Here is a 13,964-nt window from a genome sequence, read left to right as displayed (position 1 = left end):
GGATGGACGGAAAGTTGTGGACAACTCCGCCTCTCCGAGACCGCTACGGGGTGGGGTACACCCGCAGAGTGCCCGGCTTCCACAGTCCGGACCGGGTGGCGGTCTCGGTGTCGACGGTGGCCGCGGTGGCGTCCGGGTAGTACCGGTCGAAGCGCTCGAGGGAGCCCCAGTCGCGTCCCCAGTCGTCCCGCATGTAGGTGGGGATGGCGGTGGCGCTGGCGAGCAGTTCGGTGAAGCCGAGGGGGCCACCGTTCTCCGCGGACTGCCAGGTGTCGGTGGAGCTGACGGCCAGCGGACGGTCGGGGAGGATGCGGTAGTTCGGCATCTCCGCGACACCGTACTGGTGGTCGAACGGGCGCTGGCACGGGAACTGCAGTCCGACGGCCCAGTCCAGCAGCACGGGCTGCGAGCTGCCGATCGTCGAGTTGAGGGTCTCGAGCTTCGGAACCCGCGGCGGGGTGAACGCAAGCCACTGATCGCCGGTGAGGTTGGGATCGTTGGCGACGATCCGCACGGAGTCGGCGTCGGGGGACAGTTCGCTGATCGGCACGCGCAGGTTGCGCCACGACGGTGCGGGCCCGATGTCCTTGGGCAGGTAGGTGCCCTGGGCCTGGACGGTGCCGTCGGGCTGACGCTTGCCGTATTCGAGCAGCAGCGACTGACCGTAGGTGAGGGCGCCGGTCGCGTCGACCGACCAGATGCGGCCCGCGGCGGACATGACGATCAGCGGGGTGTCGTGGCTGCGTTCGGGGAGGGCGTACCAGCTGGACGACAGCGTCGCCGGCTCCTGCACGCCTTCCTGGTAGCTGCCCATGACGGGTGTCGTGGCCGGGTTGAGTCCGAACGGCAGCTTGGCGGTGCTGCCGTTGACGCCGACATTTCCGGTGCCGCCGCTGGTTCCGGCGCTCGATCCGGTCTCGAAGCTGGGGCCGACGCTCTGGTTGTCGGTGTTGCCCATGCCCTGCTTGACCTCGACGTAGTCGGCGGTCAGGTCGGACGGCACCCCGTTGGGCGAGAATCCGACGGGGTTCGCTCCGCCGAGCGGGTCGGCGGGGTTCGCGAGCGGCTGCGCGGGATCGTTGATGGGAGTGAGGTTTCCGCCGTTGGTGTCGCCTTCGACGAGGACGTCCTCGGCGAGCCCGCACGTCTGCCCGGTGAGGGAGTCGAAGTTGGAGCGGGCCAGCGAGTACGCCGGGTACTGGGAGACGGCGCCCTTGAGGAGGGAGAGGACTTCGAACAGCACCATGATGCCGGCGACGACGGTGAGGGGGGCGGCCGCGAATTTCCTGATCCGCCTGCCCTTCTCGGTGTTGGCGCGGACGGGTGGCGCGGCGAATCCCTCACGCAGGTACTGCCAGGCGGCCAGGGCGACGGCCAGCCCGAACAGGACGAGGAAGAACGTGTTGGACTGGCGTCCGCCGATGGAGACGGTCTTGTCGAACCACGGCACGCCGTAGCTCGAGACGTACCAGTAGCCGTTGATGCCCGCGAACGTCAACGCCAGCATGAGCAGCAGTCCGGCCAGGAAGATCGTCCGGTTGCGGCGCGACCGTAGCGCGGACGCCGACACCGCGACAGCGGTCAGCGCGGCCAGCGAACCGGCGATGCCCGCGTACGCCCCGAAGTGGTGGGTCCACTTGGTGGGGTTGAACATCATGAAGAAGATCGTGCCGAACACGACACCGAGCAGGCGCCACGACGGTCCGGTGGCGGCACCGGGAATCCGCCTGCGGCGCAACAGGATGAACAGCGTCGTCAGCAGGCACAGGATCATCGTCAGGAACGCGAAGCGGCGGGCCACGGAACCGTCGACGGTCGGGACGAAGAGGTAGTAGTAGCGCAGGAAGTCCTTGTACCACTCGAGGTTCGGGCCGATCAGGGTGCGGACCCGGGTGGCCTCCATCACCGCGGCGACGGTCTGGTCGGCGAACACGACCACGAGGACGATCGTGCCCGCGGCCGCGATCGGCGCCAGCAGCGGCAGCGTCCCCACCTGACGGTGGCGCTTGACGACGATCCGGACGAGCGGGCGGGCGCCGGCGAGCAGGGCGGCCACACACATCAGGCCCGTCGGGGCGGCCGCGAGTGTGAACGCGCCGATCAGGACGGCGACGGCCGCGGGGAGAAGGCGTCCGGTCGCGATGGAACGCTCGATGGAGCACCACGTGAGCAGGGCGCCGAGCGCCACGATGGGCTCGGGCCGCAGACCGTTGTTGTAGGGCAGCCAGAACGCGAGGAACACGAGTCCGCCGGTCCACAGCGCGACCTTGTTGCGCCGGACCGACCGGCCGAGGCGCGGAGCGACCTCCCGGCTGATCACCATCCAGCACAGGATCCCGGCGATCAGGGCGGGCAGTCGCATGAACGGGCTGGCCGTCGAGATCTTGGCCATCGCGGCGAGGACGTCGTAATACCAGCCGAACGGCGCCTCGGGGACGCCGAACCAGCGGAAGTAGTTGGCCATGTAGCCGGCGTGGTCGGAGACCCGGGCCATGGTGAGCAGATAGCCGTCGTCGGAGGTGTTCGCGCCGATGAAGTGCCACAGCACCAGCGTGCCCACGACGATCGTGTCGAGTCCGGTGAACTTCCACCAGTGCGACGGCAGGAAGTTGCGGTGCCCGCGCCCGTCCGTGCCGTCGAGGCGGCCGAGGGCGACCAGGGCGATCGCCGTGGCGAGGAGAGCCACGATCATGGCGACGAGCTTGATCAGCGTGGGGCTCGACGAGAACCGGGAGTCCACGTTCATCGTGAACGACAGACCGGCCGGCGCCGCCCCGTCGCGGAGGTCGCTGAACACACCCACCACCTGCGGGCGGAGGTCACCGGTGAGGGAACCGGCGATCGGGTCGCCGGCCGGGGTGGTCAGGCCCACGAACTCGGCGGACGTCGCGCCGATGTTCGATGTGATGCGGATCTCGCTGCAGGCGCCCGACTGCACCTGTTCGCGGGGCGCCGTGGCGATGGTGACGTTGCGGTCGAGCACGTCCACGGACTTGTCCGACACCCGCACGAACATCGCGTTGAGCGCTGCACCCTCGCCCTGCGCGGGGGCCGTGGCCAGCAGGATTCCGCCCTGCGGGGGAAGCCCGGCCACCGCCGAACACGGGATCGACGCCGACATGTCGATCGGGACCTGCGACACCAGCGGTGCCTCGAGGTCGCCGACGACGCCGTTCTCCGGCCAGTTCACCGCTGCGGTGGTCTGTTGCACCGGCATGAACGGGGTGGCCACCGCCAGCACGAACCCGATGAGGCCGGTGACGATGGCGATCAGACGAGCGGTCCGGTACTCACTCCGCCGGTCCTGGCGAGCAGGCGGCGAAGTGGCTTCGGGATCGGAGACGGAAGTTGTCAGAGCGTCGGGCACGGTTGTCGATGGTATGTCAGGAACCTGAGGAGGCATATTGCCGCCTACCAGAGGGTAGGGGCGCTTCTAGTAGTAACGCACCGGTCCGGCCGACCAGGTACCCGACCTGGTCACCTGTTCGGATTCGACCTCGGCGGGCGTCGCCGACTCGTCCAGCGGCGTGTACCGCTCGAGCGAACCCCAGTCGCGGTCCCAGTCGTTCGACAGGTAGGTGGCCAGGGTGCTCGCCGACAGCAACTGGTCGGTCCAGCCCAGCGGGCCGCCGCCGAACTTGTCCTGCCAGGCGTTCGTGGACTCGGCGCCGATGCGGTCGGGAAGAACGCGCCACTGCGGGACCTCGGCGACCCCGTACCGGTGGTCGAACGGGCGTTGGCAGGGGAATGCGAGCCCGACGGCCCAGTCGAGGAGCACGGGGTCGCTGGACCCGACGACGGTCTGCAGGGTCTGCATCTTCGGCACCCGGGGCGGCGTGACGGCCAGCCATTGTCCGGGGTCGGTGTCCGGGTCGTCCGCGACGAGCCGGACCGTGTTCGCCTCGGCGGGCAGTTGATTGAGCGGCACCCGCAGGTTGCGCCAGGACGGGGACGGTCCGATGTCGATCGGGTCGACCGCGCCGAGCGCGGTGACGGACCCGTCGGGACCGGCCACCCCGTACTCGACCTTCAGGCTCTGGCCGGGGGTGACGACGCCGTCCGCGTCGACCGACCGGATGCGTCCGGCCGCCGAAATCGTCAGGATCGGTGCGTCGTCGCTGCGGTCGGGCAGCCCGTACCAGCCGGTGGTGAGGGAGGCGGGTTTCTGCTCCCCGCCCGGCTGGTAGCTGCCGAGGACGGGGGTTCGGGCGGGGTCGAGACCGAACGGCAGCGTCACGGTGCTGCCGTTGACTCCGGCGGTGGCCTCGGTGCCGCCACCGGTGCCGGAACTGGTGCCCGTGGTCGTCTCGTCGGTTTCGGTGTCGACGGTGTTGGCGCCGCCGGTGGCGATCTTCTCGGAGTCGGCGGTGAGGTCGTCGGCGATGCCGTTGGGGGTGAAGCCCTCCGCGGACGTCGCACCGAACGCGCCTGCACCGTTCGGGTCGGTGACGGGGGTGAGCGGTTGCAGCAGGGCGGCGGTCGGGTCGGTTTCGACGAGGACCTCGTCGGCGAGCGCACACGTGCCGCCGGTGACCGATTCGATGTTGGCCTTCGCGATGGAGTACCCCGGGTACTGCGCGACGGCCCCCTTCAGCAGCGACAGCACCTCGAACAGGACGACGGCACCGGCCGCGACGGTCAGCGGCGACGGCGCGAGCATCCGGGCGCGCTTCCCGTTGGGCTTCTTGCCCGTCTCGTACGGTTCGCGGACGTGGTACCAGGCGGCCAGGAGCAGCGTGAGGACCGTGAGTCCCAGGAACAGCGTGGAGAAACCCTTGCCCGCGATCATCGGCGGCTTGTCCCACCACGGAACGCCGTAGCTGGAGACGTACCACCAGCCGTTGGAACTGGTGAACGCGACCGCGAGGATGAACAGGACACCCGCGGCGAACAGCGTGCGGTTCCGTTTCGAGCGGATACTCGCCGCCCCCACCCCGACCGCGGCGAGCACCGCGACCGAACCCGCGAGCCCCGCGTACACCCCGAAGTGGTGGGTCCACTTGGTGGGCGTGAACATCATCAGCAGCAGCGACGCGAACACGATGCCGAGGATGCGGCGCGACGGCCCGATCGCGGTCCCGGGCACCTTCCCCTTGCGCAGGATCAGCATCACGCAGACCACGACGCACAGCAGCATCACGAACACACCGAACCGGCGGGCCAGCGAGCCGTCCGGGGAGATCCCCATCAGCGAATCCCAGCGCAGCCGCTCGTCGAACCAGGCCACGTTGGGTCCGAGGGCGGTGCGGACACGCGTCGATTCGAGCACCGTCGCGAGTGTCTGATCCGCGAAGACGGCCACCATCACGACCGTTCCCGCGGCGAGGATCGGCAGGATCTGGGACGCAAATCCCACCCGGTGGCCGCGCGCGATGATGATCTGCAGGATCGGCCGCGCACCCGCGATCAGGGCCGCGATGCAGATCAGCCCGGACGGTCCGGCGGCGAGGGAGAACGCGGCGATCAGCACGGCGACGGCACCGGGAAGCAGTCGTCCGGTGGCGATGGCCCGTTCGATGGAACACCACGTGAGGAGGGCGCCGAGCGCGATGACCGGTTCGGGGCGCAACCCGTTGTCGTACGGCAACCAGAACGCCAGGAAGACCAGGCCACCGGTCCAGAGGGCAGTCCTGTTGCGGCGCACGGCGACACCGAGGCGAGGAATGACCTCCCGGCTGATCACCATCCAGCAGAGCAGCGCCGCGAGCAGCGTCGGCAGTCGCATCCACATGCTCGCCGTGCTCACCTTCGCCAGCGTCGCGAGCAGTTCGTACGACCAGCCGAACGGCGCCTCGGGGACGCCGAACCAGCGGAAGTAGTTGGCCATGTAACCGGAATGCTCCGACACCCGCGCCATGCCCAGGAGATAGCCGTCGTCGGACGTGTTCGCGCCCACCACGTGCCACAGCAGCAGCGTCCCGATCATGACGGCGTCGACACCGGTGAACTTCCACCAGTGCGCAGGCAGGAAGCGGCGGGCGCGCCTGCCGTCGATGCCGTCCACGCGGTGCAACGCGTACAGCGACGTCAGCGTCGCGAGGACGCACACGATCATCGCCAGCAGTTTGAGCAGCGTCGGGCTCGACGAGAACCGGGAGTCGAGGTCGACGTGCACATTCAGGTCGGCGGGCGCCGCCCCCTGCAGGTCGGTGAACAGGCCGACCATCTGCGGTCGCTGGTCGCCCTCGACGGAACCGGCGAGCGGTTCGGCGGTGCCCGTGACCTCGGCCGACGTCCGCTGGTAGTCGGACGTGACGGTGAGACCGGTGCAGCCCTGCAGGTCCGCCGCACCCGCCGAGATCAGGGACCTGCCGCGAAGGGTGACGTCGACCGTGCCGCCGGCGCCCGCCTTCACGACGAGGCCGTTCTTCTCGAAGTCTGGCGCCCGGTTCGGGAGGGTCGAGACGACGGTGCCGCCGTCGGGCCCGAGTTGCGTGAACACCGAGCAGGGAACGTTCACCTGCAGGGCCAGCGGTGTGTACGAGACCAGGGGCGCCTCGACGCTACCGAGCGTGCCGTTCTGCGGCCAGTCGATCGTCGCGGCGTCCTGCTTGACCGGCAGGAACGGGGTGGCCAGCGCGAGAACGAAACCGATCAGGCCGGTGACGATCGCGATGAGCCGGGAAGTGCGGATGCTCCGGACGTCGGGCAGCGGCGGTTGTGGCACAGCACGATGTTAGTCACCCGTGAGTACTTATTAACGTCCGGCGGTTAATAAGTACTCACGGGTGGCGCAGCCACCGCACGTCCCACAGCCACACGCCGTCGACGGGTTTCGCCGGCGCCCCGACGAGTTGCCGGACCGTCTCCCGCAGGACGCGATCGTTCTGGGTGTGCGGCAGGACCAGGACGTCGGCGTTCCAGAACTTCAGGTCGGTCAGCGCCTGGGCCCTCGTCGCGTCGTCGATGACCGGCACCTGGCCGGACGACTGCGCGGACGCGAGCAGTAGTGCGGTGGGGCGGTCGTCGGGCCCGTACTTGCCCCGCTGCTCGCTGCCGGCCGGGCCGACGAAATATCCACCGGCAATGGGGAATGCGAGATCCTGCTCGGTCTGCCAGCGCAGCATCCGGGCGTTTTCCGGGGAGGGGAGCGGCACCGTGACGACGGAACCGTCGGTGACGTAGTCCCGCCACGTACCGTCGGCGAAGAAGTTCGGCGCGGCGTCCCGCTGCACGACTGCCAGGGGTGTCGGCGTCAGCGGAAGCAGCGCCACCGCGAGCCACCCCACCCACAGCAGCGTGGTGGTCCGCTGGCCCTCGCGGGCGGACGCCAGGGCGCGGTCGGTGCCCAGCGTGAGCAGCAGCGCGGCGGCGGGCAGGCAGCCCATCGCAAAGCGTGATTCGAGGACGGACTCGAGGAGCGGCAGGTGTGAGATCAGCTTCCACGGCAACGGAATTCCGGTGTCCCAGCCGCCGATCGTCAGCGACGTCCCGAGCGACAGGACGCCCATCACGGCGACCGTCGCGGCCGCGGCGCGTGCGAGCGGCATCCGCCACAGCCACAGGGCGGACAGACCGAGGAGAATCAGCAGGGGCCAGCCGAAGTACGCGTTCTCCTCGGTGGCGTTCATGCTGAACTCGGCGGACCCGGGCTCGCCTGCCAGGGAGGATGTCGGAAAGCTGGTGAACGATTCGGTGTCGTTGCCCACCGGGCCGTGTTCGATCGCGCGGTAGCTGTCGGGCCCGAAGAACTGCCACCACAGGGGAACGGCGGCGACGGCCAGCGCGACGCCGCCCGCGACCGCAAAACCCTTGATGCTGTGCCTGACTGCCGCGAACGCGGTCCGCGGGCGCGACGCCGCGTAGGCGATCCCGAAGACCGTGAACGCCAGCGCGTAGATCAGCAGGGGTTCCTCGCCGAGGAAGATCTGGTAGGCGATCAGCAGTCCCAGCACGATGCCGTCGCGCACGGGTCGCGCGCCGCTGCCCAGCCTGATCACGGCGAGCGCGATGAAGGGCAGCAGGAACAGGGCGACGAAGTTGGGATGCCCGTTGGTGTGCGAGATCAGGGCGGGTGCGAAACCGCACAGGCCGCCGCCGACGGCCGCCGCGAGTCGCGAGGACACGACGTGCCGTGAGAAGACCCAATACCAGGCAATTGCCGTGCCCGACAGGCCAAGTGTGAGTGCCAGAGTGAATGTGACGTTCGGTCCGAACAACAGTGTGACGGGCGCCAGCGGAATGCTGATGCCGAACATCGCCGTGTTGCCCATGAGATTGACGCCCAGCGGATAGTTCTGCAGGTCGCTGGACAGCGGGTTCTCCAGATGGACCAGCGAGCGTGCGGCGACCGCGAAGAACCACTCCCACATGGTCTGGTCCTGGCCGCTGCGCACCAGATAGCCGGTTCCGAGGTGTTTCCACTGGCGGGCCAACACGAATGCGGCCAGGCCGACGTAGAAGACGACCGCTGCGACATCGGCCGGGTGCGGCCGGAAACGGGAGCGGACAGGGCGAGCGGTGGTGCTGGTGCTCCCGGCGGGCCGAGTCGTCTCGACCGGGGTGAGTATCTCAGTCACGCAGCAGCGCCTCCGGTTCTCGGGTCGATGTCAATCGATCGAGGGTACCGGAGGTCGCTGAGAGCTTCCTGGGTTGCGATCGGGTAATTGTTGCGTGTATCACATCAAGTTGATTTGTGAACTTCTGATCAATACAGGGATATTCTTCTGCCCCACTGGTTACGCTCAGCATGCTTTTCCGTATCGGTTGCAGTGCATTCTGAATGGGGTCGGCATGACGGACATCAGCACATCTCGATTTGGGTACAAACGCTTCACACGGACGGTTGCAGTCGCAGGCATCGCCGCGCTCGCCATGGTCATGGGCAACGGCACGGCGTCGGCCGGCGTGGACAATTCCAGCTCCGTGATCGATGCACGAGGGAATCGCATCGAAGTCGTCCAGGGCGACACGCAGTATCAGGTCGTACCGCCGCTGGACGGCGTACCTACCAGCGTGGAGTTCTTCCACAACGGTTACGCGGGGGTCGCCATCACCGGGCCGAACGCGGAAGAGTTCAAGGGAACTCAGCTCACCGTCGGTTATCAGATCGGTTACCCGGTCTCGTTGGCAGGCGCGACCATCGTCCTCAACTCGCCCGGACTCGGGTTCGCAATCGGGTCGAGTAATGGAATCAACCTGGGACTCGTCCCCGACTTCACGCTGGACCTGAACGCAGGGACCAACGCGGAACTCGCCGGTGACATCATTCCGTCGCAGGAACTCGATATCGACCTGGAACCGGGTGGAATCACCACCGTCCCGCTCCTCGAGGGGCAGGAGTTCGACGGATCGGCGGCTGTGGTCAGGATGCAGGGAGTTCATGGCTCCATCTCCGGTGCTATCGGGCCGGTCACCATCCGTCCGTACGCGATGGCCGTGACGGAGAACGGTGACACCGTGATGACTTACGGCGTGCCGCAGAAGCTCAACTAGGCAGCCCGCCCGACAGGGTGCCTGACAGGGGTCGCCGGACTGATGTCCGGCGACCTTTGTCGACTCAGATGGACGACGACGTCGCCGGCGACGAACACGGCGGCGCCGAGCACTGCGACCACGAAAAGCGCCCAGTGCCCGACGTAGACACCGATGATCGCTCCGATCGTCGTTGCGAGTCCGGCATGCACGATCACCTCACCGGGAGCGGTGCCGAGAAGATAGTCTTCGGCACCGCTGCCGGCACGTCGAGGCTCCACTGCATCCGGCATGACCGCTCCTCGCGACGACCCGACAATTCCCCTCAGGGCGCGGAAAATACCCGCTTCCCTGATTGGCTGCGGTGTTCCCGCGAGCAGGGCCGAGTAAACGCGAACAGACCGATCAGTTTCTTGTGACGACGACGAACGGTCCGGTCTCCGACACCGTGAATCGCGGGTCGTCGAACAGTTCCTTCGGGAACGTGACGGTGTAGCGGCGCACGTTGGGGTCGTTGGGATACACGTCCTCGGCGAGCCGCAGCGTGTATCCGTCGGGGCCCTGCCGGAACACGAACGCGTCGGGCGCCCGCCACGGCGCCGCGTCGAGTGCGGCCACCAGCTGGTCGGGTGTCTCGAGCTCGCTCCACTCCGCGATGGTCCGGGCGCGTCCGGCGAAGTCCGCCAAGGGATTCGAGTAATGCGACGTCAGCGCCTGGAACCCGAGGTAGGGGTAGAAGCTGAGGAAGCTGGTGTCGGCGGTGAGGACCACCGTGTCGTCGCGGTCGCGGGGGACCTGCGCCCGGATGAGTTCGTCGACCGCCGCGTAGTGGGCGGCGGCACCGGGTGGGCGCTGGTCGGCGCGTTCGCCGTTGCCGTCGGTGTCGGTGTAGGCGACGGCAATGTCGGAGTCGAGGAACTTCGGGATGTTCTGGACGAACGACAGCGCACCCAGCACGCCGATCACCAGGACCGCACCCTTGACCCGCGGGTTGTCGCTGGTCGCGAGCACGAGCCACCCCGCGAATTCGACGAATCCGAAGACGCCTGCCGCGCCGAGCAGGACGATCAGCACGGGCTCGAGCCGGAACGAGAGCAGGGTGCTGCCGAGCACCGTGAACGCCATCGACAACAGCGACCACAGGTAGATGGCCACCACTCCGACGCCGAGGGCCTGCGCGCGCCGTGACGTCGACGCGCGGGCGACGAGCCAGATGGTGCCGAGCAGGCACAACGCCCCGGTGAGGGAGAAGTGGATCATCGGCAACGGCAGCTGTGCGCCCGCCTCGGGCAGGTAGTGCAGCGCGGTTCCCGACGCGGCGGGCGAACCACCCACGACCTTCAGTAGATACGGCAGCCACACGGTCAGTGCGAGGAGCCCGGACACGGCGGCGATCACGATCAGCCGGACCAGCGGGTCGACCGCCGCCCGCCACGACTTCCGGGCGCGCACGCGCAGCGCCGCCGCCAGCAGTGCGAGCAGGGTGATCGCGAAGGCGGCGAGACCGAGATACAGCGTGTAGAACGTGGCGGCGAGACCGAGGAACAGGCCGGTGCCGATCACGGCACCCCAACCGCCGCGCCCGTCGGCACGATTCAGGCCGCCCCAGGCGAGGACGAGCGCGGGACCGATCAGCAGCGTGATGACGGCGCCGTACGGTTCCGGCGAACCGTAGGCCAGGACGAGGGCCGTCGTCGCGAGGGACACCACGATGGCCAGGTCGTGGCGGATCAGGTTGCTCCACAACACCAGTGCGACGACGGCGGCGACGGCGAGGGATCCGATGGCGTACGGCTTGAACGCTTCCCAGCCGTCCATGCCGAGGAGGTTGGCGACGCGCCCACCCGCCCAGAACCAGCCGGCCGGGTAGTACGGCGGCAGGTCGGCGTACGTCATGTCACGCAGTGCGGCCGAGTCCGTCAGCCGCGTGAGGTATTCGGTGCGGAACTCCTGGTCGACGGAGACACCGTGCAGATACAGCTTGGTCGCGGCCAGCGGCAGACCGAGTGTGACGGTGACGAAGCCGGACAGGCTCGCCCACGACAGCAGCCGGGCGAACCGCGCGGCCCGGTGCAACCGGACCAGCAGCACCGACGCCGCGATACCCGCGATGGCCACGACCTGGCCGACCGTCGTGACGGCCTGGGTCACGTTGGACGAGTTGAACGCCGGCCACTGCACCCGCCCGAACGCGAACAGTCCGACCGCTGCCACCACCGCGGCCACGACGGCCCCCAGCAGCATTTCGGCAGCTGTCGACAGGGACCGTCGGGCCGGTGCTACGTCTGCTTCCGTCACGAGGGCGAAGCTTAGATGGGCAGCTTCTTGAAGATCGGTCGCGGGATGTGCCGCAGGATCATCATCACGTACCGGAATGCGCCGGGCGCCCAGACGAGATCCTTGCCCTTCTCCGCCGACGTGACGGCGAGCTTGGCCACGTCTTCCTTGTTCACCGTCAGCGGGGCTTCCTTCACGTCCGCGGACATGCGGGTACGGACCTGGCCGGGACGGATGACGAGGACGCGCGGACCGAACTCACGCAGGGCCTCACCGAGTCCGAGGTAGAAGCCGTCGAGTCCGGCCTTGGTGGAGCCGTACACGAAGTTGGAGCGGCGCACGCGCTCGCCCGCGGCGGACGACATGGCGATGATCTGGCCGAAGCCCTGTGCCTTCATCTTCTCGCCGACCAGGACGCCGACGGACACGGCCGCGGTGTAGTTGACCTCGGCGATCTGGACGGCCTTGCGCTGGTTCTGCCACAGTTCCTCGGCGTCGCCGAGCAGGCCGAACGCGACGATGGTGACGTCGACGTCGCCTTTCGCCCAGGCGTCGTCGATGACCTTCGGGTGGCTCTCGGTGTCGACGGCGTCGAAGTCGATGACATCGACGGCGTTGGCGCCTGCCGCCTTCAACTGGGCCACCGCGCCGTCGCGCCCGGGGTCGCCGGGCAGCGCGGCGAGGATCACCCGCATCGGCGCCTTCTTCAGGTACTCCTCGCAGATCGCGAGACCGATCTCGGAGGTGCCACCGAGCAGCAGGAGGGTCTGGGGGTTCCCGACAGCGTTGATCACTACAGTTCCAACCTTCTGGACATATCGGAGGCGAAGACATTGGTGGGGTCGTACTTGCGGCGGGTGGCGATCCACTCGTCGATCCGCGGGTACATGGCGTGGAACGTCTCGGCGGTGGTCCGCGAATCCTTGGCCGTGTAGAGACGGCCGCCGAACTTCAGGACCCGCTTGTCGAGTTCGGTGACGAATTCGTTCAGGCCGGGCTTGATGCGGAAGTCGACGCAGATGTTCCAGCCCGGGATCGGGAAGCTCAGCGGCGCCTGGTTGCCCTCGCCGAACAGCTTGAACACGTTGAGGAACGAGTAGTGCCCCGACGTCTGGATGTCGCGGATGATCGCCTTGAACTCCTCGACCGCGGTGGTCGGCACCACGAACTGGTACTGCAGGAATCCGTTCGACCCGTAGGCGCGGTTCCACTCACCGAACATGTCGAGCGGGTGGTAGAACTGCGTCAGGTTCTGAACCTTGTCGCGGTAGGTGCCGGACTTCCGGAACCACAACTCGCCGATCATCGAGAAGTTGAACTTGTTGGCCAGGCCGTTCGGGAACACGTCCGGGAACGTCAGCAGCTGCGGCGCGTCGAACGCCAGCGGATTCTTCTGCAACTTCGCCGGCAACTGGTCGAGCTTCGCCAGCGAGCCCCGGGAGACCGCGGCCCGGCCCAGCTTCGGGGGCGCGGCGATGGCGTCGAACCAGGCGCTCGAGTACTCGTAGTTGGCCTCGCTGCCGTCGCTGTGCAGCGCGATGGTCTCGTCGAGCGTCTGCGTGACGTCGCCGTCGGCGATGAAATACGCCGTCTCGGTCGGCGTCATCTTGATGGTCGCCTTGAGGATGATGCCCGTCAGGCCCATGCCGCCGATCGTCGCCCAGAACAGTGCGCCCTTGGGGTCGTTGCGGCCGCCCTTCGGCGTCAGCGTCCGCACCTTGCCGTCGGCGGTGAGCAGGTCCAGCGACACCACATGGTTGCCGAAGCTGCCGGCGCTGTGATGGTTCTTGCCGTGGATGTCGGAGCCGATGGCACCGCCGATGGTGACCTGCCGGGTGCCCGGCAGTACCGGAACCCACAGTCCGAACGGCAGAGCCGCCTTCATCAGCTGATCCAGGTTGACGCCGGCGTCGACCTCCACGAGGTGGGTGTCGCGGTCGATGCGATGGATCCGGTTCAGCGCATTCATGTCGATGACCAGGCCACCGGCGTTCTGCGCCGGGTCGCCGTAGGAGCGGCCGAGGCCACGGGCGATCACCCCACGCTGCAGGTGAGCGGGCTTCGACTCGTTCTGCTCCGCGACCTGGGCGACCGCTTGCGCGATCACCTCCACGTCGGGAGTGGACAGCACCTGCGCGGTGGTGGGCGCGGTGCGTCCCCAGCCGGTGAGGGTGCGGGTCTGTGTGGGGAGCGCCTGGGTGGGCGTCTCTTCTGCTGTCGTGGACATCGGCATAGAGGCTACCGCCTGTGAGTACTTGTTAACCGCGGGCGGT

The 13,964-nt window shown here is 68.1% G+C and carries 8 protein-coding genes; 1 reads left to right on the top strand and 7 read right to left on the bottom strand.

The window, feature by feature from the left end; translation table 11 throughout:
* Positions 1-43: 43 nt before the first annotated feature.
* From BLV94_RS25165 to BLV94_RS25155, 3 genes are all read right to left on the bottom strand, one after another.
* Positions 44-3,367 carry an arabinosyltransferase domain-containing protein gene (locus tag BLV94_RS25165; RefSeq protein WP_072938571.1) on the bottom strand — a complete coding sequence of 1,108 codons (3,324 nt, stop codon included), beginning with the start codon at positions 3,365-3,367 and terminating at the stop codon, positions 44-46.
* Positions 3,368-3,433: 66 nt separating this feature from the next.
* A complete protein-coding gene (locus BLV94_RS25160; protein ID WP_072938568.1) occupies positions 3,434-6,667 on the bottom strand; it encodes an arabinosyltransferase domain-containing protein in 3,234 nt (1,077 codons plus the stop codon).
* A 55-nt stretch (positions 6,668-6,722) separates the two neighbouring features.
* Entirely contained in the window at positions 6,723-8,519 is a 1,797-nt protein-coding gene (locus BLV94_RS25155; RefSeq protein WP_072938565.1) for a glycosyl transferase, read from the bottom strand.
* Between the two features lie 214 nt (positions 8,520-8,733).
* On the opposite strand from BLV94_RS25155, the gene BLV94_RS25150 reads away from it, so the two are divergent.
* A complete protein-coding gene (locus tag BLV94_RS25150) occupies positions 8,734-9,435 on the top strand; it encodes an MspA family porin (protein ID WP_072938563.1) in 702 nt (233 codons plus the stop codon).
* On the opposite strand, the gene BLV94_RS25145 is transcribed toward BLV94_RS25150, so the two are convergent.
* The 4 genes from BLV94_RS25145 to dprE1 all read right to left on the bottom strand — a co-directional run bounded on the left by BLV94_RS25145 (position 9,432) and on the right by dprE1 (position 13,918).
* Positions 9,432-9,707 (bottom strand): hypothetical protein, encoded by a 276-nt coding sequence (locus BLV94_RS25145; RefSeq protein ID WP_072938560.1) that lies wholly within the window; start codon positions 9,705-9,707, stop codon positions 9,432-9,434. The two genes, BLV94_RS25150 and BLV94_RS25145, sit on opposite strands and share 4 nt — an antisense overlap.
* A 112-nt stretch (positions 9,708-9,819) precedes the next feature.
* Positions 9,820-11,712, bottom strand: coding sequence for a galactan 5-O-arabinofuranosyltransferase (locus BLV94_RS25140; RefSeq protein WP_208613712.1), 1,893 nt, complete (start codon positions 11,710-11,712; stop codon positions 9,820-9,822).
* Between the two features lie 11 nt (positions 11,713-11,723).
* Positions 11,724-12,485, bottom strand: a complete 762-nt coding sequence (gene dprE2 / locus BLV94_RS25135; protein WP_072938555.1) for a decaprenylphospho-beta-D-erythro-pentofuranosid-2-ulose 2-reductase — start codon at positions 12,483-12,485, stop codon at positions 11,724-11,726.
* A complete protein-coding gene (dprE1, locus tag BLV94_RS25130) occupies positions 12,485-13,918 on the bottom strand; it encodes a decaprenylphosphoryl-beta-D-ribose oxidase (protein ID WP_072938591.1) in 1,434 nt (477 codons plus the stop codon). The genes dprE2 and dprE1 overlap by 1 nt, the downstream gene beginning before the upstream one ends.
* Positions 13,919-13,964: the final 46 nt, after the last annotated feature.

Source organism: Rhodococcus koreensis, from assembly GCF_900105905.1.
Lineage (GTDB): Bacteria > Actinomycetota > Actinomycetes > Mycobacteriales > Mycobacteriaceae > Rhodococcus_F > Rhodococcus_F koreensis.
The sequence above is the reverse complement of the archived record's forward strand: the minus strand, read 5'-3'. Positions and strand labels throughout refer to the sequence as shown.